This is a genomic window from Pedococcus sp. P5_B7 (genome assembly GCF_054049895.1).
In genome coordinates, this window is record NZ_JBFULM010000007.1 from 109,644 (window position 1) to 132,110 (window position 22,467).

Annotated in this window: 16 protein-coding genes and 1 riboswitch; of the genes, 11 read left to right on the forward strand and 5 right to left on the reverse strand. The window is 72.0% G+C overall.

Going from position 1 to position 22,467, the window contains the following annotated elements:
* Positions 1 to 3: 3 nt before the first annotated feature.
* Positions 4 to 795 (reverse strand): thymidylate synthase, encoded by a 792-nt coding sequence (locus tag ACXJKD_RS16530; protein ID WP_457255701.1) that lies wholly within the window; start codon positions 793 to 795, stop codon positions 4 to 6.
* A 140-nt stretch (positions 796 to 935) separates the two neighbouring features.
* Here ACXJKD_RS16530 and dapA point away from each other — a divergent pair, with 140 nt between their 5' ends.
* Entirely contained in the window at positions 936 to 1,826 is an 891-nt protein-coding gene (gene dapA, locus ACXJKD_RS16535; RefSeq protein ID WP_457255702.1) for a 4-hydroxy-tetrahydrodipicolinate synthase, read from the forward strand.
* Positions 1,823 to 3,508 carry a ribonuclease J gene (locus ACXJKD_RS16540; RefSeq protein ID WP_056923559.1) on the forward strand — a complete coding sequence of 562 codons (1,686 nt, stop codon included), beginning with the start codon at positions 1,823 to 1,825 and terminating at the stop codon, positions 3,506 to 3,508. Before dapA ends, ACXJKD_RS16540 begins: the two co-directional genes overlap by 4 nt.
* A gap of 136 nt (positions 3,509 to 3,644) precedes the next feature.
* Here ACXJKD_RS16540 and ACXJKD_RS16545 read toward each other — a convergent pair whose 3' ends face one another.
* On the reverse strand, positions 3,645 to 5,048 hold the full coding sequence (locus ACXJKD_RS16545) for an aminotransferase class V-fold PLP-dependent enzyme (protein WP_457255703.1): 1,404 nt from the start codon (positions 5,046 to 5,048) through the stop codon (positions 3,645 to 3,647).
* Positions 5,049 to 5,090: 42 nt separating this feature from the next.
* Positions 5,091 to 5,203: riboswitch (SAM riboswitch) on the reverse strand.
* A gap of 381 nt (positions 5,204 to 5,584) precedes the next feature.
* Here ACXJKD_RS16545 and ACXJKD_RS16550 point away from each other — a divergent pair.
* The 3 genes from ACXJKD_RS16550 to ACXJKD_RS16560 all read left to right on the forward strand — a co-directional run bounded on the left by ACXJKD_RS16550 (position 5,585) and on the right by ACXJKD_RS16560 (position 10,359).
* Positions 5,585 to 8,308 (forward strand): DNA translocase FtsK 4TM domain-containing protein, encoded by a 2,724-nt coding sequence (locus ACXJKD_RS16550; RefSeq protein ID WP_457255704.1) that lies wholly within the window; start codon positions 5,585 to 5,587, stop codon positions 8,306 to 8,308.
* 69 nt (positions 8,309 to 8,377) lie between these two features.
* Positions 8,378 to 9,649 carry a multidrug effflux MFS transporter gene (locus ACXJKD_RS16555; RefSeq protein ID WP_457255705.1) on the forward strand — a complete coding sequence of 424 codons (1,272 nt, stop codon included), beginning with the start codon at positions 8,378 to 8,380 and terminating at the stop codon, positions 9,647 to 9,649.
* Between the two features lie 47 nt (positions 9,650 to 9,696).
* Complete coding sequence (locus ACXJKD_RS16560) at positions 9,697 to 10,359, forward strand: ion channel (RefSeq protein WP_457255706.1); 663 nt, start codon at positions 9,697 to 9,699, stop codon at positions 10,357 to 10,359.
* Positions 10,360 to 10,383: 24 nt separating this feature from the next.
* Here the strand turns inward: ACXJKD_RS16560 and ACXJKD_RS16565 are convergent, their stop codons facing one another.
* Positions 10,384 to 11,574 (reverse strand): dipeptidase, encoded by a 1,191-nt coding sequence (locus ACXJKD_RS16565; RefSeq protein ID WP_457255707.1) that lies wholly within the window; start codon positions 11,572 to 11,574, stop codon positions 10,384 to 10,386.
* A gap of 32 nt (positions 11,575 to 11,606) precedes the next feature.
* On the opposite strand from ACXJKD_RS16565, the gene rimO reads away from it, so the two are divergent.
* The 5 genes from rimO (at position 11,607) to ACXJKD_RS16590 (ending at position 15,302) form a co-directional block, all read left to right on the forward strand.
* Complete coding sequence (rimO, locus tag ACXJKD_RS16570; protein WP_457255708.1) at positions 11,607 to 13,145, forward strand: 30S ribosomal protein S12 methylthiotransferase RimO; 1,539 nt, start codon at positions 11,607 to 11,609, stop codon at positions 13,143 to 13,145.
* Complete coding sequence (locus ACXJKD_RS16575; RefSeq protein WP_457255709.1) at positions 13,139 to 13,804, forward strand: CDP-alcohol phosphatidyltransferase family protein; 666 nt, start codon at positions 13,139 to 13,141, stop codon at positions 13,802 to 13,804. Before rimO ends, ACXJKD_RS16575 begins: the two co-directional genes overlap by 7 nt.
* The gene (locus ACXJKD_RS16580) at positions 13,801 to 14,307 is read left to right on the forward strand and encodes a CinA family protein (protein WP_457255710.1); all 507 of its coding nucleotides are present in this window, start codon (positions 13,801 to 13,803) and stop codon (positions 14,305 to 14,307) included. Before ACXJKD_RS16575 ends, ACXJKD_RS16580 begins: the two co-directional genes overlap by 4 nt.
* Positions 14,308 to 14,440: 133 nt before the next feature.
* On the forward strand, positions 14,441 to 14,740 hold the full coding sequence (locus tag ACXJKD_RS16585) for a helix-turn-helix domain-containing protein (protein WP_457255712.1): 300 nt from the start codon (positions 14,441 to 14,443) through the stop codon (positions 14,738 to 14,740).
* Complete coding sequence (locus ACXJKD_RS16590; protein ID WP_457255881.1) at positions 14,733 to 15,302, forward strand: GrpB family protein; 570 nt, start codon at positions 14,733 to 14,735, stop codon at positions 15,300 to 15,302. Before ACXJKD_RS16585 ends, ACXJKD_RS16590 begins: the two co-directional genes overlap by 8 nt.
* Here the strand turns inward: ACXJKD_RS16590 and ACXJKD_RS16595 are convergent.
* On the reverse strand, positions 15,287 to 16,153 hold the full coding sequence (locus tag ACXJKD_RS16595; protein WP_457255713.1) for an Fpg/Nei family DNA glycosylase: 867 nt from the start codon (positions 16,151 to 16,153) through the stop codon (positions 15,287 to 15,289). The genes ACXJKD_RS16590 and ACXJKD_RS16595 overlap by 16 nt on opposite strands.
* Positions 16,154 to 16,186: 33 nt before the next feature.
* A complete protein-coding gene (locus ACXJKD_RS16600; protein WP_457255714.1) occupies positions 16,187 to 20,938 on the reverse strand; it encodes an ATP-dependent helicase in 4,752 nt (1,583 codons plus the stop codon).
* Positions 20,939 to 21,011: 73 nt separating this feature from the next.
* On the opposite strand from ACXJKD_RS16600, the gene ACXJKD_RS16605 reads away from it, so the two are divergent.
* On the forward strand, positions 21,012 to 22,466 hold the full coding sequence (locus ACXJKD_RS16605) for a glycosyltransferase family 39 protein (RefSeq protein ID WP_457255716.1): 1,455 nt from the start codon (positions 21,012 to 21,014) through the stop codon (positions 22,464 to 22,466).
* Position 22,467 lies beyond the last annotated feature (1 nt).

Consider the following 22,467-nt stretch of genomic DNA (forward strand, 5'->3'; position numbering starts at 1 on the left):
GGGTCAGACCGCGATCGGCGCCTTGATCGAGGGGTGGGCGTCGTAGCCGACCAGCTCGAAGTCGTCGAGGTCGAACTGGTCGATGTCCTTGCCGGGGGTGATCCGCATGGTGGGCAGCGGACGTGGCTCCCGGGTGAGCTGGAGGGTCGCCTGGTCGACGTGGTTGGAGTAGAGGTGGGCGTCGCCGAGGGTGTGCACGAAGTCGCCGGGCTCGAGGTCGCAGACCTGCGCCACCATCATCGTCAGCAGGGCGTAGGACGCGATGTTGAACGGGACGCCCAGGAAGATGTCGGCCGAGCGCTGGTAGAGCTGGCAGGACAGCCGACCGTTGGCGACGTAGAACTGGAACATCGTGTGGCACGGGGGGAGCGCCATCGAGTCGACGTCGGCGACGTTCCAGGCGGACACGATGTGGCGGCGGCTGTCCGGGTTGGTCCGGATCGACTCGATGACCTTCGCGATCTGGTCGACGTGCCGGCCGTCGGGAGTCGGCCAGGACCGCCACTGGTAGCCGTAGACCGGTCCGAGGTCGCCGTTCTCGTCGGCCCACTCGTCCCAGATCGTGATGCCGCGGTCCTGCAGCCACTTCACGTTGGAGTCGCCGCGCAGGAACCAGAGCAGCTCGCCGATGATCGACTTGAGGTGGAGCTTCTTGGTGGTGAGCACCGGGAAGCCCTCGGACAGGTCGAAGCGCATCTGGTAGCCGAACACCGAACGGGTGCCGGTGCCGGTGCGGTCGGACTTGTCCGTGCCGGTCGTCATGACGTGGTCGAGGAGATCGAGGTACTGCTGCACGGAGGCAGCGTAACCCGAGCCATCGGCATACCTCCGGCGCCGCGTCGATGCCGCCAGCTCGGCGTCGCCTTCCCGCCAAATTGCGCTCCGGTCGGTGTCCGCCGCACGGAGCCTGCTCGGCGGGGCGATAGCCTGCAGGCATGAGCACCTCGTCCCCGTTCGGCCACGTCCTGACCGCCATGGTCAGCCCGATGCAGGCCGACGGAAGCCTCGACCTCGAGGGCGCCCGCCGACTGGTCGCCCACCTGCTGGACAGCGGCCACGACGGCATCGTGGTCAACGGCACGACCGGCGAGGCCGCCACCCTCAGCGACGACGAGTCGATCGAGATGGTCCGGGTCGCCGCCGAGGCTGCCGACGGACACGCCGCGGTGGTGGCCGGCGTCGGCTCCAACGCGACCGCGCACAGCGTCGAGATGGCCACCCGTGCGGTCGATGCCGGCGCGACCGGGCTGCTGCTCGTGTCGCCCTACTACAACAAGCCGACCCAGCCCGGGCTGGTCGCGCACTGCCACGCGGTGGCCGACGCCACCGACCTGCCGGTGATGCTCTACGACATCCCGGGCCGCACCGGCATCCCGTTCGACACCGCCACCCTCGTCGAGCTCGCCGCCCACGACCGGATCGTGGCCGTCAAGGACGCCAAGGGTGACCCGTGGGCCACCACCCACGTGCTGGCCGAGACCGACCTGCTCTACTTCTCCGGCGACGACGCGACCACCCTGCCCTGGCTCGCGCTGGGTGCCGTGGGCACGGTCAGCGTCGTCGGCCACGTGGCCGGCAAGGACTATGCCGCGATGGTCGCAGCCGTCGACCGCGGCGACCTCGCCGCCGCCCGCGACATCCACCGACGGCTGGTCCCTGCCGTCGACGCCATCATGAGCACCTCCCAGGGTGCGATCATGGCGAAGGCCGCGCTCGTCGAGCTCGGCGTCATCGACCACGCGACGGTGCGGTTGCCGCTCGTCGAGTCACCACCGGAGCACCTGGACATCCTGCGCGCCGGTCTCAAGGAGTCTGGCCTGCTGTGAGTCATCCCCACCCCGAGCTCAACCTGCCCCGGCCGCTGCCCAAGAACGGCGTGCGCATCATCGCGCTCGGTGGGCTCGGCGAGGTCGGCCGCAACATGGCGGTCATCGAGCACGACGGACAGCTGCTCGTCATCGACTGCGGTGTGCTGTTCCCTGAGGACCACCACCCGGGCGTCGACCTGATCCTGCCCGACTTCGAGTACCTCGAGGACCGCCTGGACGACATCCAGGCGATCGTGCTGACCCACGGCCACGAGGACCACATCGGCGCCGTGCCCTACCTGCTCAAGCTGAAGCGCGACATCCCCGTCGTCGGGTCGATGCTGACGCTGGCCCTCATCGAGGCCAAGCTCAAGGAGCACCGGATCACCCCCTACACCCTCGGGGTCAAGGAGGGGATGCGTGAGAAGCTCGGCGTCTTCGACTGCGAGTTCGTGGCGGTCAACCACTCGATCCCCGACGCGCTCGCGGTGTTTGTGCGGACGCCCGGCGGCACGATCCTGCACACCGGTGACTTCAAGATGGACCAGCTGCCGCTGGACAACCGCCTCACCGACCTGCGCGCCTTCGCCCGGCTGGGGGAGGAGGGCGTCGACCTCTTCATGACCGACTCGACCAACGCCGAGGTCCCGGGGTTCACGACGCCGGAGAAGGACATCGCGCCGGCCATCGACAAGGTCTTCCGCGACGCCGAGCGCCGGATCATCGTGGCGTGCTTCTCCTCGCACGTGCACCGGGTCCAGCAGGTGCTCAACGCCGCGGAGCAGGCCGGCCGCAAGGTCGCCATGGTGGGTCGCTCGATGGTCCGCAACATGGGGATCGCGGCCGAGCTGGGCTACCTCCACGTGCCCGACGGCGTGCTCGTCGACGTCAAGAAGCTCGACAACTTCCCCGACGACCAGGTGGTCCTCATCTGCACCGGCTCGCAGGGTGAGCCGATGGCAGCCCTGTCCCGGATGGCCAACCGCGACCACCGCATCGACGTCGGCGAGGGTGACACGGTGCTGATGGCCTCGTCCCTCATCCCCGGCAACGAGAACGCCGTCTACCGCATCATCAACGGCCTCATGCGGCTCGGCGTCAACGTCGTGCACAAGGGCAACGCCAAGGTGCACGTCTCGGGTCACGCCAGCGCCGGCGAGCTCCTCTACTGCTACAACATCGTCAAGCCCCGCAACGTCATGCCGGTGCACGGCGAGTGGCGCCACCTCGTGGCCAACGCCGAGCTCGCCGTCCAGACCGGTGTGCCGCGTGAGCAGGTCGTGCTGGCCGAGGACGGCGTGGTCGTCGACCTGGTCGACGGCGTCGCCCGCATCGTCGGTGCCGTGCCGTGCGGCTACGTCTACGTGGACGGGTCGTCGGTCGGCGAGTTCGACGAGGCGCTGCTCAAGGACCGCCGCATCCTGCGTGACGAGGGCTTCATCTCGGTCATCGTCGTGATCGACGCCGCGACCGGCAAGATCGCGGCGGGCCCCGAGATCCAGGCCCGCGGGTTCGCCGAGGACGACGAGATCTTCAGCCAGGTGCGCCCCAAGATCGAGCAGGCGCTGGCGGAGGCCACCGGAAACGGGGTCACCGACTCCCACCAGCTCGAGCAGGTCATGCGCCGGGCCATCGGCGGCTGGGTGGGCGGCAAGATCCGTCGCCGCCCGATGATCATCCCGGTCGTCATCCAGGCCTGACCTGTGCTGGGTCCGCCCGACAAGGTTGCGCTCCACCCGAGAACCGTTCCCGGGTGAAGCGCCCCTTTATCGGGTAACCCGATAAAGGGGTGGCGGGTGGGGTGCGAGCTGTCGGCCGGGGTATGCCGCGGGTCGGCTACCAGGGGCGGGCGACGTCCAGGGCGCGCGGGTCGTTGACCGGCGCCCAGCCCTGCGGACCCTCGACGTACTCGGCCCGCGGGCCGTGCTCGGCGAGCTCGGCCACGGCGGCGAGCAGCCGGTCGACGTGCTCGGCCGTCGTGGCCAGCCCGACACTGGCGCGGACCGCGGTCGTCGACGCCGCGGCATACGGGTCGTCGAGCAGGGCGTCGACGCACAGGTGCGCGCAGAACTTGCCGTCCCGGACGCCGATCCCGTGCTCGGCCGACAGGGCGGCGGAGACGAGCGAGGACTCCACGCCGTCGACGGTGAAGGTCGCGACGGCCACGCGCTCGTGGTCGGGGCTGAAGAGGGAGTAGGTCTCGACGCCGTCGATGGCGGCCAGGCCGTCGAGCAGCCGGCGCCCGAGGGCCGCCTCGTGGGCCTCGATCGCCTCGGCGTGGGAGCGCAGGCTGTGGCAGGCCGCGGCGAGGGCGACGGCGCCGATGACGTTCGGGCTGCCGGCCTCGTGGCGGGCCGCGCCGTCCTGCCACACGACCCCGCGGGTGGTGACTGCCTTGGTGGCCCCGCCCCCGGCGAGGTACGGCGCGGCCGCGTCGAGCCAGTCGACCCGTCCGGCCAGCACCCCGGCGCCGAACGGCGCGTAGAGCTTGTGACCCGACAGCACCACGTAGTCGACCCCGAGGTCGTCGAGGTCGACCGGGCGGTGCGGTGCGTACTGCGCTGCGTCGAGGACGACGCGGGCACCGCCCCGACGCGCGATCGCCGCGAGCTCGCGGATCGGCCAGATCTCGCCGGTGACGTTGGAGGCGCCGGCGAGCACGACCAGCTTGTGGCGGCCCGGGTGCTCACGCAGCGCCGTCCGCAGCAGCACCGCGGCGTCACCGACGCTGCCGGGCACCGGGAGGCGGTGGGTCCGACGGGGTGACCACGGCAGGAGGGCCGCGTGGTGCTCGGTCTCGAAGACGAACACCTGGGTGTCGCGGGGGAGGCAACGGGCCAGCAGGTTGAAGGAGTCGGTGCTGTTGCGGGTGAAGACGACCTCGTCGCCCTCGCGCGCCCCGACGAACGCGCGCACCTCGGCCCGGGCCTGCTCGTACCAGGAGGAGGTCACGCGGGAGGCCCAGCCGTTGCCGCGGTGCACCGAGGAGTACGTGCGCAGCGCGCTGTCGACGGCGGCCTTGACGCTCACCAGGGCCGGGGTCGAGGCGGCGTGGTCGAAGTTGGCGTAGTCGACCGTGCCCTCGAGGGTCGGCACGGGCAGCGACTCGGAGACCACGGCAGGAAGCGGTCCGACCTCGCCCCAGGTGTGCGCGTCCGGGACGGGGCGCAGGTGGGTGCGGGCGTGGGCGAGGGGCGCGCTCCGGCGGAAGGCGGGTGGCGGGGTGCTCGCGATCGACATGGGTAGTGCTCCTGGTCCGGGTGGGACCCGAACGTGCTCCCGGGTCCGCGCTTGCCGGCTGCGGGTGCAGACGGCCCGGTCGTCACCCGGAGCACCCCACCGCGGAGGAGGGTTGCTGGTCAGCAAGCCGGGGCTTCGCGCTGACACTCATGACCTGGTGTCGAGAGTAGGGCGTCGAGCACGGGGCGATCCAGCCCGTGGGCAGAGCTTCCCGTCATCTGAGACGTGGACCGCGAGGACTCGAGCGGTCTGCGACGTGGCCTGGCGGGGGGTCGGCAGAGCCGGGTCCCGCGACCGGTTCCCCCTCGATGCGCGCCTGCGCCGACGACCACTGCTGGTCGTCGGCGCAGGCCCCGCCAGACGCAAGGCCGAGCGTGTCACCTGGGGTCGCCTCTTGGTAAGGGGAAAGGGCCTCGGGCGACCCAATCGCGACCAGATGTCGACCGTTCGGATGAGGGACGGTGGGGGCAGATTGCCCCCCGGTGATACGCGTGTGACGCGTGTTTCCGGTGTGACCTTCGCGTAGCCTGCGGAGCATGGCGACACGTCCGTCCACCTCAGCACGATCAGCAGCAGGGTCGCGCTCGTCCGGGAGCCGGGGCACCGCAACACGCCCCGCCAACCGCAAGAGCAGCACACCCCGCAAGACCTCCGCCCGTGGCAAGACCAAGGGGGGAGGGCTGCCGCTGCCCCTTCGCGCGGTCCGGGGCACCTGGATGGGCATGGCGCACGTGGCCGGTGGCGCCGTGCGCCGGGTCGGCACCAGCGCCCGTGAGCTCGAGCCCGAGCACCGCCGTGACGGGCTCGGCTTCTTCCTCATCGGACTGTCGATCCTCGTGGCCGCCCGTGAGTGGTGGGCCTTCGACGGCGCCCTCGGTGACATCGTGCACGCCGTCGTCGCAGGCACCTTCGGAGTCGTGGCGTATGCCGTGCCACTCGCCCTGCTCTTCCTGGGCATCCGCTTCCTGCGCGCGCCGCAGGAGGACTCGGCCAACTCCCGCATCGGGGTGGGCCTGGGTGCCCTCGCGTTCGCGGCCTCCGGGTTGGCCCACGTCGCCGCGGGCATCCCGACCCCGCCCCAGGGCGCCGAGGGCATGCGGGACGGTGGCGGGATCATCGGGTTCCTGGCCTCGAGCCCGCTCGAGGCCGCGGTGTCGGTCTACGGCACCGTGCCGATCCTGCTGATGCTGGGCTTCTTCGGCCTGCTGGTGATGACCGCGACCCCGGTGCACATGATCCCCACGCGCCTCTCCGACCTGCGCGACCACCTGCTCCACCGTGGCCACCCCGACGACGGCGCCGCGGCGCCCCTGGAGGTCGCCGAGGAGAAGCCCAAGCGTCGTCGCCGGGTCATCGACCCGGAGGGTCCGCTCGAGGGTGACGAGGCGTTCGAGCAGGCCGCCCTGGTGGCCCCCGACGGACGCCGGTTCCGTCCCGGCGAGAAGCGCCCCACCACTCCGGGAGTCCTTGCTCCGGAGTCGAGCACTGCAGCGAAGAGCCCCGTGATCGAGGTCAAGGCCGCCCTCGAGGCGCCGCCCACGACGCCGCTCCCGCAGCGTGTCGAGCAGCTCGCCCTCGCCGGCGACATCACCTACACGTTGCCCGACAACGCGATCCTCGAGCCCGGCTCACCCCACAAGACCCGCAGCGCCGCCAACGACCGCGTCGTCGAGTCGCTCACCCAGGTCCTCGAGCAGTTCGACATCGACGCCCAGGTCACCGGCTTCAGCCGCGGCCCGACGGTCACCCGCTACGAGGTCGAGCTCGGCCGCGGCACGAAGGTGGAGCGCGTCACCGCGCTGTCCAAGAACATCGCGTATGCCGTCGCGTCGGCAGACGTGCGCATCCTCTCGCCGATCCCGGGCAAGTCCGCGATCGGCATCGAGATCCCCAACGCCGACCGCGAGAAGGTGAGCCTCGGCGACGTCCTGCGCAGCCAGGCCGCGCGCGGCAACGAGCACCCGATGGTCATGGGCGTGGGCAAGGACGTCGAGGGTGGCTACGTCATCGCCAACCTCGCCAAGATGCCCCACCTGCTGGTCGCGGGCGCCACCGGCGCCGGCAAGTCGAGCTTCGTGAACTCGATGATCACCTCGATCCTCATGCGGGCGACGCCCGACGAGGTGCGCATGGTCCTGGTGGACCCCAAGCGCGTCGAGCTCACGGCCTACGAGGGGATCCCGCACCTCATCACCCCGATCATCACGAACCCCAAGAAGGCCGCCGAGGCGCTGGCCTGGGTGGTCCGTGAGATGGACACCCGCTACGACGACCTCGCGCAGTTCGGGTTCAAGCACATCGACGACTTCAACAAGGCGGTCAAGGCCGGCAAGGTCAAGCCGCTGCCCGGGTCGGAGCGGACCATCCACCCCTACCCCTACCTGCTGGTCATCGTCGACGAGCTCGCCGACCTCATGATGGTCGCGCCGCGCGACGTGGAGGAGTCGATCGTCCGCATCACGCAGCTCGCGCGCGCCGCCGGCATCCACCTGGTGCTGGCCACCCAGCGACCCTCGGTCGACGTCGTCACCGGCCTGATCAAGGCCAACGTGCCGTCGCGGATGGCGTTCGCGACCTCCTCGCTCGCCGACAGCCGGGTCGTGCTCGACCAGCCCGGAGCCGAGAAGCTGATCGGCCAGGGTGACGCGCTCTTCCTGCCGATGGGTGCCTCCAAGACGATGCGCGTGCAGGGCGCCTGGGTCACCGAGTCGGAGATCCAGCAGGTGGTCAAGCACGTGACCGGCCAGCTCAAGCCCGACTACCGCGACGACGTCACCGTGGTCGCGGCCAAGAAGCAGGTGGACGACGACATCGGTGACGACCTCGAGCTGCTGCTGCAGGCCACCGAGCTGGTCGTGACGACGCAGTTCGGCTCGACGTCGATGCTCCAGCGCAAGCTGCGGGTCGGCTTCGCCAAGGCAGGACGGCTCATGGACCTGCTCGAGTCGCGGGGCGTGGTGGGTCCCTCCGAGGGCTCCAAGGCCCGCGACGTGCTGGTCAAGCTCGACGACCTGCCGATGACGCTCGCGCTGATGCGCGGCGACGTCGTGGCCGATCCGGAGCCGGTGTTCGACGTCGATGCGCTCTCGGGGTCGCCGTCCGGCACCCACGAGTCCGTCGAGCGCACCGACGAGGTCCGCACGGGGTATGCCGCCGAGCCGGACCCGCGCTACGCGAACGACCCGGTGGCCCGGGCCCACGACGGGCTCGACGAGGTCGAGGAGTCGACCGACGCGTGGGAGCTGACCGGCCGCGACTGAGCAACACCAGTTGGTGAGAAATGGGGCACGGGATGGAATGGATCCCGTGCCCCATGTCGTTGCGCAAGGGTGACTGCCGCCCCCGAGACGACCACTGCCCGCACTGCCCCCACGTCCGCCACTGCTGCGCCCGCCGCGCCGGTGGCGCCGACGGGGCGTTCCTACGTCCGGTTCGTCCTCGTCCTCGGTGCACTGATCGCCATCGGGCCACTGACGATCGACACCTACCTGCCCGCCCTGCCGTCCATCACGCGTGACCTCGCCGCGTCGGAGTCGGCCGTCCAGGGCACCCTCACGGGCATCCTGCTCGGCATGGGCCTGGGTCAGCTGCTCGTGGGTCCGCTGGCCGACGCCGTGGGCCGCCGGCGCCCGTTGATCGCCGGACTGGCGCTGCACATCGCGGCGTCGGTGTTCTGTGCGTTCGCCCCCTCCATCGAGCTGCTGACCGTCGGTCGCGCGATCCAGGGGCTCGGCAACGCGGCTGTCGCGGTCGTCTCCATGGCCATGGTCCGTGACCTCTTCGCCGGCTCCGCCGCCGCGACGATGCTCTCGCGCCTCATGCTCGTCATGGGTCTGGCCCCGGTGCTCGCGCCGACACTCGGTGGCTTCATCCTGCAGCTGACGTCGTGGCGCGGGGTGTTCGTCATCCTCGCCGTCGCCGGCGTGCTGATGGTGACGCTCGCGAGCCTCGCGCTCCGGGAGACCCTCCCCGTCGAGCGGCGTCGCCCGCTCGCGTTGCGTCCGGTCCTCGCCACCTATGCCAGCCTGTTGCGCGACCGGACCTTCGTCGGGCTCGTCCTGATCAGCGGCCTGATGTTCGCCACCCTGTTCTCCTACATCGGCGGATCGTCGTTCGTGCTGCAGGACATCTACGGCCTCAGCGTCGCCCAGTTCGGGCTCGCCTTCGGGGTGAACTCCCTCGGCTTCCTCACCGGCTCGCAGCTCAACCCGTTCCTGCTCAAGAAGTTCGCGCCGCGCCAGCTGGTCCGGGCCGGGGTGTCGATCGGCGCCACGGCTGCCCTCCTCCTGCTCGCGTCCGCCGCGACCGGCTTCGGGGGCCTCACCCTGATCCTCGTGCCGCTGTGGTTCCTGCTCTTCGCGTGCGGCCTTACCCTGCCCAACACGCCGGCACTTGCCTTGACCCGGCACGGTGAGGCGGCCGGGACTGCCGCGGCCCTGCTCGGTGCGTCGCAGTTCGTCATCGGTGGAGCGGCCGCTCCGCTGATCGGTGTCATGGGTTCCGGCTCGGCCGTCCCGATGGCCCTGGTCATGGCGACCACCGCGACCCTCGCGGCCGTGGTCGCGGCCCGCACGCTGCGGGTCCAGGTCGTCACCGCCTGACCCTGCGCCGCGCCGCCACGGTGACGGCCACCCCTAGGGTGGTCGCCATGCGCGAATGGTTCGACGCCGTCAAGGGCCACCCGAGCGGGGTGCTGCTCGCAGCCCAGCTGCTCGAGGTGCTGGCCTACCCCTTCGCGGGTGACACCCCGCTGGGGCGCACCCTCATCGGGGTGTTCGGCGTCCTCGTCCTGTCGATCGCCGTGTATGCCGTGCGCGCGACGCCAGCCCTGACCTGGGTGGCGGTCGTCCTCGGGATCCCCGTCGTCGCCCTCACCATCGCCGAGGGGTTCGCACCCACGAACCAGCAGGTCGTCTTCTGGTCCGCCGTGCTGCACGCCGCGTTCTACGGCTACACGGGGTACGGGCTGATCCGCTACCTCTTCGACGACTCGTGGGTCACCCGCGACGAGGTCTTCGCCGTGGGCGCCAACTTCACGGTGGTCTCGTGGATGTTCGCGCACCTCTTCATGGCGGTGCAGGTGGTCGTCCCGGGGTCGTTCACCGCCTACCAGGGAGAGGGCCACCGCACCTTCCTCGAGCTGCTCTACCTGTCGTTCGCCAACCTCACCAGCGTCGGGCTGTCCGACGTCACCGCCGTGCTGCCGTTGGCCAGGTCGGTCGTGATCATCGAACAGGTGGCGGGCGTCATGTACGTCGCGCTGATCATCGCGCGCGTCGTCGGTCTCACCATCACGCGCTGGCGCAACTGAGTCCGTCGAGGAGGCCGGAGCCAGCTAGGAGTCGAGCTCACCGATCGTGGCGAGGCTCGGACCACGCTGCTCCTGCAGCGCCCTCGCGCCTGCCTCGGCGTCCCGCAGGACGCGCACGATGTTGCCGCTGGTGAGCTTGCCCAGGTCGTCGTCGGACCAGCCGCGGTCCGCGAGCGCGGCGAGCAGCCGGGGGTAGCCGGTGACGTCCTCCAGCCCCTCGGGCAGGGTGCCCACCCCGTCGTAGTCGCCTCCGAGCCCGACGTGGTCGACGCCGGCCACCTCGCGCACGTGCTCGACGTGCCGGACGACGTCGGCCAAGGTGGCCGTCGGGGTCGGGTGCGCGGCCGCGTAGTCGTCGTAGAACGCGGTGTATGCCGCGTCGGCCGGCGTGATGCCCTGCCCGGCGGCGATGTCGTTCAGCTCGTGCCGCCACGCGGCGGCCTGCGGGCTGACGAAGGTCGGGACGAAGGTGACCATGCAGACGCCGTTGTTGTCGCGCAACGACTCCAGCACGTCGTCGGGCGCGTTGCGCGGGCTGTCGCAGACGGCCCGCGCCGAGGAGTGGCTGAAGATGGCCGGCACCTCCGCGACGCGCAGGGCATCCCGCATGGTGTCGGCCGACACGTGGCTGAGGTCGACGAGCATGCCGATCCGGTTCATCTCGCGCACCACCTCGACGCCGAACGCGGACAAGCCGCCATGGACCGGCTCGTCGGTGGCGGAGTCCGCCCAGTCGACGTTGCTGTTGTGGGTGAGCGTCAGGTAGCGGACCCCGAGCACGTGCAGCATCCGCAGGGTCGCGAGCGAGCTGTTGATCGAGTGGCCGCCCTCGGCCCCGAGGAGCGAGGCGATCCGCCCGGACTCCCAGGCCGCCTCGATGTCGTCAGCGGTGCGCGCGAAAGCCAGCTGACCGGCATACCTCGCCACCATCTGGTGGCCCGCATCGATCTGCTCCAGGGTGGCGCTCACCGCGTCGTCGCCGCTCAGCGTCGCCGGCACGAAGACCGACCAGAACTGTCCGCCGACCCCGCCCTCGCGCAGCCGGGGGAGGTCGGTGTGGGTCGGGGTGCCGCCGGCCTCGAGGTCGAGCCGGTCGAAGTCGTACCCGACCTGCTCGCGCGCCTCCCACAGGAGGTCGTTGTGCCCGTCCACCACGGGGTGACGGGCGAGGAGGGCGCTGATCCGGGCAGTGGTCGCATCGGCTGTGGCGGTCATAGCGCCACGCTACCCACCCTTAGAGTGGGCGCATGAGCTCGACAGCACAGCGCAGCGTCGCCCTGGTCACCCTGGGGTGCACCCGCAACGAGGTCGACTCCGAGGAGCTCGCCGGCCGGCTGGCGGCCGAGGGGTGGCTGCTCGTCGACGACGCCGACGACGCCGACGTCGCGGTGGTCAACACCTGCGGGTTCGTCGAGCAGGCGAAGAAGGACTCGATCGACGTGCTGCTCGAGGCCTCGGCCCGCAAGGGGCATTCCAAGACGCAGAAGGTGGTGGCCGTCGGCTGCCTCGCCGAGCGGTACGGGCAGCAGCTCGCCGACGAGCTCCCCGAGGCCGACGCCGTGCTGGGCTTCGACTCCTACGTCGACATGTCCACGCACCTGCGCAACATCCTCGACGGGCACGCGCCCGCCTCACACGTGCCGTCCGACCGTCGGCAGCTGCTCCCGCTGTCACCGCTGCAGCGCCAGGACGGCTCGGCCGGCGTGGCACTGCCCGGGCACGGCAACACCGCCGGCCCCGCGTCGCCCGAGCTGCTGTCGTCCGAGCTGCTGTCGTCCGAGATGCTGTCGTCCGAGCCGGTGGACGTCACCATCGACGGCCCGGTCCCGGCCTCCGGTCCGCGCGTCATCCGGGCCCGCCTCGACGGACGCCCCTGGGCGCCGCTGAAGATCGCCAGCGGCTGCGACCGCAGGTGCGCGTTCTGTGCCATCCCCATGTTCCGCGGCGCCTTCGTCTCCCGGCGGCCGCACGACATCATCGCCGAGGCACGCTGGTTGGGGGAGCGCGGAGTCAAGGAGCTCTTCCTCGTCAGCGAGAACTCCACGTCCTACGGCAAGGACCTCGGTGACCTCGGGTTGCTCGAGAAGATCCTGCCTGACCTCGCCGCCGTCCCCGGGATCGAGCGGGTCCGGGTCAGCTACCTGCAGCCGGCCGAGATCCGCCCAGGACTGCTCGACGCCATGGCGTCCGTGCCCGGTGTCGTCCCCTACTTCGACATCTCCTTCCAGCACGCCTCTGCACCGCTGCTGCGCTCGATGCGGCGCTTCGGCGGGCGGGAGGCGTTCCTCGGGCTGCTCGACGAGGTCCGCGCCAGGGTGCCGCTGGCCGGCATCCGGAGCAACGTCATCGTCGGCTTCCCCGGGGAGACCGAGGACGACCTGGCCGAGCTCGAGGCGTTCCTCGTGGCCGCCCGCCTCGACGTCGTGGGTGTGTTCGGCTACTCCGACGAGGACGGCACCGAGGCCGAGTCCTACGGCGACAAGCTCTCCGAAGACGTGGTGGCAGAACGCGTTTCGCGCTTCACCGCCCTGATCGAGGAGCTCAACCTCCAGCGCGCCGAGGAGCGGATCGGGGAGCAGGTCGACGTGCTCGTCGAGTCCGTGCCGAGCGATGGGGACGACGACGACGAGACCTCGGTGGTCGGCCGGGCCGCCCACCAGGGGCCCGACGTCGACGGAGTCACGCTGCTCGACCCCGCCGAGTTCCCCGATGTCGCCGTCGGCGACATCGTGCGCGCGGTGGTCACCGGCACCGAGGGGATCGACCTGCTGGCCGCGCCATGCTGAGTGAGTCCGCACCGGCTCCCGACCCGGCCGCCGCCCCCGTCGCGGTGCCGCCCCCGAGCACCTGGAACATCGCCAACGCCCTCACCGTGACCCGGATCCTGCTCGTCCCGGTCTACGGCTGGCTGCTGCTCTTCGACGGGGGAGGACGGCCGGGCATGCGCTGGGCCGCTGCTGGCGTCTTCGTCGTGGCCACCCTCACCGACCGCGTCGACGGTGACATCGCCCGGCGCAAGGGGCTGATCACCAACTTCGGCAAGATCGCCGACCCCATTGCCGACAAGGCGCTGATGGGCATGGCTTTCGTGGGTCTGTCGATCCTCGGCGAGCTCCCGTGGTGGGTCACCCTCCTGGTGCTCGTGCGCGAGTGGGGGGTCACGGTCCTGCGGTTCTTCGTCATCCGGCACGGCGTCATGCCGGCCGGTCGCGGTGGCAAGGTCAAGACCACGCTGCAGTTCTTCGGCCTCCTGCTCTTCACGCTGCCGCTGGCGTCGTTCTCCGGCGCTGACACCTGGACGGCCGTGGCCGACGTCATCGTGGGTCTGGCGGTGACGGTGACCGTGGTGACCGGTCTGGACATCGCGGTCAAGGCGCTGCGGCTGCGCCAGACCAGCGAGCGGTCGGCGATGAAGCGAGCCCGTCGCGCGGCGCGACAGGGATGACGACACCGGCGCAGGTGGTGGCCGCGCTCGTCGCGACGGGACGCACCGTGGCGACCGCGGAGTCCCTCACCGGCGGCCTGGTCTGCGCGGCGCTCACCGACGTGCCCGGCGCCTCGGCGGTGGTCAGGGGTGCGGTGGTGGCCTATGCGACCGAGCTCAAGGCGCAGGTGCTCGGGGTCGATGCTGACCTGCTCGCCACCGGTGGCGCCGTCCAGGCCGAGGTGGCGCGCCAGATGGCGACCGGCGTATGCCGCGTGCTCGGGGCCGAGGTCGGCGTCGCCACCACCGGGGTCGCCGGTCCGGAACCACAGGACGGCCGGGCGGTCGGCACCGTGTTCGTTGCGGTCGCCATGGAGGGCCGGGTCCTCGTGCGCGAGCTGGCGCTGTCCGGCGACCGGGGGACCATCCGGGCCCGCACCGTCGACGCGGCCCTGGGCCTTCTCACGGAGGCCGTGGCGGGTGGGGTGAGTGGGACGGAAGATTCTCAGCCCGCGGACGGTTGACCTCCTCGTACCGCGTGTTCTGCGAATCCTGCGCGCGAAGCGTCAGGGCCTCGGGGTAACGTTGGTGCCCACAGTCCGCGCGACGACCATGGCCGTCAGCAGCAATGACCGCACGAGCAGTGAAGGAGGCGTCATGATTCTGCTTCGTCGTGAACTTGGTGACGTGCTCCGCGAGCAACGCCAGACCCAGGGCCGCACCCTGCGCGAGGTGTCCGCCGCCGCCTCCGTCTCGCTCGGCTACCTCAGTGAGGTCGAGCGCGGCGAGAAGGAAGCGTCGTCCGAGCTGCTGGCCTCCATCTGTGGGGCTCTGCACCTGCCGTTGTCCGAGGTGCTCGGACAGGTCTCCGAGCGGGTTGCCGAGACCGAGGCGCTCACCGCGCCCGTCTCGCTGCCGCTGCCCGCATCGGCCCTGGTCTCCGCCTCCGCTGCCTGACGAGCGCACGGTCCCGCCTGCTCCGCAGCCCTATGCCGAGCAGGTCGTCCTCGTCGACCACGACCCGCTGTGGGCCGTGGAGTTCGACTCCGACCGGCACGCCATCGAGACCGTCCTGGGCGGCACGGCCCTCGCCGTCGACCACGTGGGCTCGACCTCGGTGCCGGGTCTGCCGGCCAAGCCCATCCTCGACATCCTCCTGCAGGTGCCCGACTCCGCCGACGAGCCGTCCTACGTACCCTCGCTGCTCGGTCTCGGCTACCGCGTGCGGGTGCGCGAACCGCACTGGATGGAGCACCGGGTGCTGTCCCGACGCGTCGCGGACGGTGACCCCCACAGCATCAACCTGCACGTGCTGTCGCCCCGCTACGGGGCGGGCGAGATCGGCAGGATGCTCGACTTCCGCGACTGGCTGCGCACGCACGAGGACGACCGCGCGCGCTACGCCGCGGTGAAGCGCGAGCTGGCCGCCCGGCGCTGGCGCTACGTGCAGGACTACGCCGACGCCAAGTCAGCGGTGGTCGAGGAGATCCTCGCCCGGGTCGCTCAGGCTCGGCGGTAGGACGTCGCCCGCCCCGAGGTCGACCCGAGGGGGCGCTGGGGCCGGCCGTCATCGGTGGGGCCCAGCCCGTGCTGGCAGCCGGGACAGTAGAACATCGTCCGCTCCCGCCCGGGGGGCCCGATCATCGCGACCCGGATCGTCGCACCGCAGCGCCGACAGGGGCGACCCGACCTGGCGTGGACGTAGTGCTCCTCGCCCTTCCTGCGGTGGCCCGTGCTCGACTGCACGGCGTGGTGGCGGGACTGGTCGAGCAGGGTGTGGGCCCGGGTGACCAGTCGTTCGAGGTCGGCGTCGTCGAGGTCGGCGGCCGGGGTCCATGGCCCGAGGCGCGACAGGAAGAGCGCCTCGCTCGCCCAGAGCGTGCCGATCCCGGCCAGGTTGCGCTGGTCGAGGAGCGCCGCCCCGATCGGGTCGGTGGAGGCCCGCAGGTTGGCCAGGGCCACGGCCAGGTCCCAGTCCGGCCCGAGCAGGTCGGGCCCGAGGTGCCCGACGAGGGTGTCCTCCGCGCTGGTCGGCACGGCTTCGAGCAGCCCCAGGCGCAGCCCGAGCGCGCTCCACGACGCCGTGCCGACGGCGGCTCGCAGGTCGTCGCGACGCAGCCAGCGCGGGGTGTCCGCCGGGGTCTCGACCCGCCACTGTCCCTCCATCTTCAGGTGCGAGTGCAGCGTGACCCCGCTGTCGAACCGGTGGAGCAGGTGCTTCCCACGGCTGACCACTTCGAGGGTGTGGACACCGCGCAGGTCGAGCGTGGCCACGCTGGGGAAGCGCAGGTCGCAGAGGACGACCTCGGCTCCGGCCAGTGCCTGGTGGAGCCGATGGGCGGTGCGCCAGACGGTGTCGCCCTCAGGCACTGCGGTCCCGGCCCACCGGCGTCGGGGCAGTGGTCATCGCCGCAGCCGCAGTCCGCGCGGCGTCGCATGGAACCCGGCATTGGCCAGCGCGGTCGCGAGCGGGTGGGCGGAGCCGAGCACCGAGCCACCGTCGGCCTTCTCCACGGTGAGCCGTCCGAGGGCACCCTCGCGGACCGCGAGGGCCAGGGCGTCGGCGGCACCCTGGAGCGACTGGACGTCGTCGGTCCAGGAGAGGAGCGTCTTGCCGCCGCGCTCGACGTAGAGGACGAGCTCGCCGTCGACGAGCACGACGAGCGCCCCGGCCTTGCGAGCCGGTTGGTGACCGCGCTTGCCGGCGCCCTTGCCAGCGCCCTTGCCAGCGGCCTGGTCAGCGTCGTGGTCCGGACCCTGCGGCCCGATCGCCCGGTCCGGCCACGGGAGGGCGGCCCCGTAGGCGTTGGCCGGGTCGGTCGCCGCCAGGACCATGGCAGGGACACTCCGGTCGGCCTCGTCGCCGACCGGCCTGGCGCCGGCCCGAAGCCGGTCGACCGCGCCGGTGGTGGAGAACTGCGAGGCCCCGAGCGACTCGACGAAGTAGCCGCGTCGCACCCGACCGGACTCCTCGGCAGCGGCCAGCACGCGGTAGACCACGGCGAACCCGCCCGGCACCTCCTCGGCCACGACCGAGCCGCGGGTGACCACGCCATAGCGGTCGAGCAGCACCTCGGCCGTCGCGTAGGCGCGGACGGTGGCGTCCGGTTCCCCCTCGGGGAGCAGCGACCAGCGACCGGCACCGCCCGCCGGACCGCTGCGCGTCGGCAGCGAGGGCCGGCCCAGCCCGCGCTGACCGGACAGGGCACCCAGTGAACCCCGCCGGCCGGCATACCGGGTCGTCCGGGGACCGGAGCGGCTGCGCTTGTGGCTGGTGCGACCGCCCGAGAGGAGCGCACGCAGCGGGGTGAGGGTGTCGTTGCTGACCCGGCCGTCCCAGGTGAGGGTCCAGAGGTCGGCCAGGAGCTGCTCGTCGTCGGTGCTGCCCACGGCGTCGGCGAGGGTGCGGAAGAAGTAGGCGCCACCGCCGGCCAGCGCGTGGACCACGGCCTGCTCGCTCTCGCCGAGCACCCTGTCGGTGAGCGGCGCGAGCGTGAGGTGGGCCGTGTCGGCGAGGTGCAGCGACACCCAGCCGTCGTCGCCGGGCAGCGCACCGTGGCCGCGCCACAGCACCTCGCCGCTGCTGGTGAGGTCGTCGAGCAGGGCAGGGGAGTAGTCGACGACCCGGGACGGCAGGACGAGGCTCTCGAGCGCGCTGGCCGGCACGACCGCCCCGGCGAGCTGCTCCACCGCCCGCACCAGTCCCTCGCGACCACGCAGGCCGCCACCGACGGACTGCCACTGGGGCAGGAACCGGGCAAGCTCGACGGCAGGGACCGGCTCCACCTCGGCCCGCAGCGCAGCCAGCGAACGACGGCGCAGCAGCCTCAACACCTCGGCGTCGCAGTAGTCGAGGCCGTGGACGCCCCCACCGTTCTCGGTCGGGAGCAGCTCGCCCTCCACCACCCGGCCGGAGGAGACCAGCCGGCGCAGCGCGTCGAGGGCCACCGCCGGGCCCACGCCCCACCACGCGGCGACCGAGGCGGCGGGGAAGGGGCCGTGCGTGCGGGCGTAGCGACGGACGAGGTCGCCGAGCGGGTCGGGCACCGACTCCATGAAGGTCTGCGGGATGCCGACCGGCAACGAACAGCCCAGGGCATCACGCAGGCGACCGGCGTCCTCGATCGCCGCCCATCGCTCCTGACCCGCGACCCGGACCCGGATGACCCGACGGGCCCCCTCCAGCTCGACCAGCCAGCCGCCGATCTCCTGGTGCGTCAAGGTGTCCTTGGACCGCGCCCGGATCGCGTCGAGCGGCAGCGGGCCCAGCACGCGCAGCAGGTCGGCGACGTCCTCGGCATCACGGCACGCGCGCTCCGCCACGAGCCTCTGGAGCTCGGACTCGGTGCGGGTCACCTCGGCCGGGTCGAGCAGGTCGCGCAGCGAGAGCCCTTCACCGCGTCCGAGCAGCTCGGCGAGCAGGGTCGGGTCGAGGGCGAGCGCGGCGGCCCTCTTCTCGGCCAGTGGTGAGTCGCCCTCGTAGAGGAACTGGGCGACGTAGCCGAACATCAGCGAGCGGGCGAAGGGCGACGGCTGGGTCGACTCGACGTCGACGAGGGTGACCTCACGGGACTCGATGGAGCGCATCAGCGCCGTCAGCCCGGGCACGTCGAACACGTCCTGGACGCACTCGCGCACCGTCTCGAGCACGATCGGGAACGACGCGTACTGGCTGGCGACCTCGAGCAGCTGGGCGGCCCGCTGGCGTTGCTGCCACAGGGGTTGCCGACGGTCCGGCCGGCGACGGGGGAGCAGGAGGGCCCGTGAGGCGCACTCCCGGAAGCGGGCCGCGAACAACGCGGACCCGCCGATCTCGGAGGTGACGAGGTCGTGCACGTCGTCGGCGTCGAGCCGCACGAGCTCGAGCAGCTCGGCGCCCACTCCGCGGCCGGAGCCGCCGTCGTCCTCGAACTCGAGGTCGGGCAGCCGGAAGACGATGCCGTCGTCGCCGTGCATCGCCTGGACGTCCACGCCGTAGCGCTCACGCATCCGCGCCGAGACGCACAACGCCCACGGGGCGTGGACCTGTCCCCCGAACGGGGAGTGCACCGCCACCCGCCAGTCGCCGATCTCGTCGCGGAACCGCTCCACGACGATCGTGCGGTCGTCGGGCACGTGACGGGTGGCCTCCTGCTGCTCCTTGAGGTAGCCGAGGAGGTTGTCGGCAGCCCACTCGTCGAGCCCGGCGGCCGCGACCCGGGCGCGGGCCTTCTCGGGCGAGAGGCCGACGACCTCGCGGACGAAGGCCCCCACGGCCCGGCCCAGCTCGGCGGGTCGGCCCTGCTGGTCGCCCTTCCAGAACGGCAACCGCCCGGGCAGGCCGGGTGCAGGGGTCACGAGGACGCGGTCGTGGGTGATGTCCTCGATCCGCCAGGTCGAGGTGCCGAGGGTGAAGACGTCGCCGACCCGCGACTCGTAGACCATCTCCTCGTCGAGCTCGCCCACACGGCGGCCGGCACCCTCGCTGGAGGCCAGGAACACGGCATACAGTCCGCGGTCGGGAATGGTGCCGCCGGAGGTGACGGCGAGGCGCTGGGCCCCGGGCCGGCCGGTGAGGACGCCGGTGACGCGGTCCCAGACGATCCGCGGACGGAGCTCGGCGAACTCGTCGCTCGGGTAGCGCCCCGACAGCATGTCGAGCACCGACTCGAGGATCGAGCGCGGCAGCGCGGCGAACGGCGTGGCCTTGCGGACCACGGACTCGAGGTCGTCGACGGTCCACTCGTCGAGGGCGCACATGGCGACGATCTGCTGGGCCAGGACGTCGACCGGGTTGGCCGGCACCCGCAGCGACTCGATGGCGCCGGCCCGCATCCGCTCGACCACCACGGCGGTCTGCACCAGGTCGCCGCGGAACTTCGGGAACAACACGCCCCGGGACACCGCCCCCACCTGGTGGCCGGCCCGGCCGACGCGTTGCAGACCCGACGCGACCGAGGGCGGGGACTCGACCTGGATGACGAGGTCGACGGCGCCCATGTCGATGCCCAGCTCCAGCGAGCTGGTCGCCACCACGGCCGGCAGCCGCCCGGCCTTGAGGTCTTCCTCGATGAGCTGGCGGTGCTCCTTGCTGACCGAGCCGTGGTGCGCGCGGGCCAGCACGGCGGGTGCGCCGGACGACGCGCCCGACTGAGCCATCAGCTGGGCCGGGGTGCGGTTGCCGGCGTGCCGCGGGGCCGGCTCGGGTGACGCGTCGCCCTGCGCCTCGCGCATGGTCTCGAGCCGCTCGTCCCAGATCTCGTTGAGCCGGGCGGTGAGCCGCTCGGCGAGACGGCGCGAGTTGGCGAAGACCAGCGTCGAGCGGTGGGACGACACGAGGTCGACGATCCGCTCCTCGACGTGGGGCCAGATCGAGGCGCGGCGTTCGGCCCCGGAGGCGGGCCCGGACAGGTCGTCCTCGATGACCTCCCCGAGGGCGGACATGTCGGCGATGGGGACCACGACGTCGAGGTCCCACTCCTTGGTCGACGGCGGGCGCACGATCTCGACCGGGCGACCCCCGGCGAGGTAGCGGGCGACCTCGGAGACCGGCTCGACGGTGGCAGACAGCCCGATCCGCTGGGCGGGCTTCTCGAGCAGCGCGTCGAGCCGCTCGAGGCTGAGGGCGAGGTGGGCGCCACGCTTGGTGCCGGCGACGGCGTGCACCTCGTCGAGGATGACGGTCTCCACGCCGGCCAGGGCCTCGCGGGCCTGCGAGGTGAGGATGAGGAACAGCGACTCCGGCGTCGTGATCAGCACGTCGGTGGGTGTGCGGGCGAAGGCGCGGCGCTCACCCGCAGGGGTGTCGCCGGACCGCACCGAGACGGTGATGTCGGGTGGCGCCACGCCGAGCCGCGTGGCCGCGTGGCCGATGCCCACCAGGGGTGAGCGCAGGTTGCGCTCGACGTCGACGGCGAGCGCCTTCATGGGGGAGACGTAGAGCACGCGACAGCGCTTGAGCTTCTCGGCCGGGGGTGGCTCGGCGGCCAGCCGGTCGAGCGCCCACAGGAACGCCGACAGGGTCTTGCCCGACCCGGTGGGGGCGACGACCAGGGCGTGCTGCCCGGAGGAGATGGCCTCCCAGGCCCCCGCCTGCGCGGCGGTGGGCGCAGTGAAGGAGCCCCTGAACCACGCCGCGGTGGCGGGGGAGAACCTGTCGAGCACGTCTGCTGCCATGAGGGTGACAGCCTCTCACCCGAGACTGACAGCGGCCTCGACAGGCAGGGCGTTGACGGGCAGGCTGGCCGCCATGTCGGCCGAGCGCGTCCACTGGGGCGCGGTCCTCCCTGCGGCAGCGGTCCAGGCCGTCGCGCTGACGCTTGGCTCGGTCGGGTACGGCTACCACCGGGACGAGCTCTACTTCCGGATGCTCCCTCCCGCGTGGGGCTACGTCGACCAGCCTCCGCTCACCCCGTTGCTCGCCAGGCTGACCACCCACCTCGCGGACGAGCCGTGGGCGCTCCGTCTCCCGGCCACCGTCGCCACCGTGCTGTCCGTCGTGGTGGTCGCCCTGGTCTGCCGCGAGCTCGGCGGCGGGCGCGGTGCCCAGGCGATGGCGGCCTGGGGTTACGCCTTCGCGGCGATGCCGTTGATGCTCGGCCACCTCCTGCTCACGTCCACCATGGACCTCCTGCTGCTTGCCCTCGTCGTCCTGGCCGTCCTCCGGGCCACTGCCGGCTCGCGGCACTGGTGGCTCGCGGCGGGTCTCGTGGCCGGGCTCTCGACCTACAACCGCCTGGTGGTCGTCGTCGTGGGTGCCGGGCTGCTGCTCGGTCTCGCGGCACTGGGGCCGCGTCAGGCTTTTCGCTCCCCGAGCGCGTGGGCCGGGGCCCTCGTCGCCGTCGTCGTGAGCCTGCCCAACCTCGTCTACCAGGCGACCCACGACTGGCCGCAGCTCGCCATGGGCGCCGCACTGTCGGACAACAACGCGCAGGAGGTCCGGGCCCAGCTGCCGTTGCTGTTGCTGGTCATGCTCGGCCCGCCGCTCGTGGCGGTCTGGGGGACCGGCCTGGTCTGGCTGCTGCGGCGCGAGCGTCACACCACCGTCGGCTACCTGGTCGTAGGGGCCGTCGTGGTCATCGTCTTCACCGTCGTGTCGGGCGCCCAGCCGCACTACCCGATCCACCTGCTGGCCGTGATGTATGCCGCGGGCTGCGTCCCGGTCGCCCGCTGGCTCACCTCGCGCCGGGTCCTGCGCGGGGTGGCCGTCGGGCTGCTCGCCGTCAACGCGGCCGTCTCGCTCACGCTCGCCCTTCCCGTGGTCCCCCTCGCGCGCGTCGGTGGCACCCCGCTGCCGGACCTCGGTCCCCTCGTCGCCGACCAGGTCGGATGGGAGCGCTACGTGGGCCAGGTCGCCGCGGCATACCGGGGGTCGGCGCTGCACCCCACGGAGGTGATCACCTCCAACTACGGCGAGGCGGGCGCCGTCGCGCGGTTCGGTCCGGCCCTGGGGCTGCCGCGCGCGGTGAGTGGGCAGAACTCGCTGGCCACCGTCGGCCGACCCGCGGACGCCAGCACGGTCGTCGTGGTCGTCGGCTACCAGCTCGACGAGGTGGCCGGCCTGTTCGGGTCCTGCGAGGTGGTCGACCGCCTGGACAACGGCGTCGGCGTGGACAACGAGGAGCAGGACGCCCCCGTGGCAGTGTGTCGCGACCCCCGCGAGCCGTGGGACGTCCTCTGGCCGCGGTTCCACCACCTCGACTGAC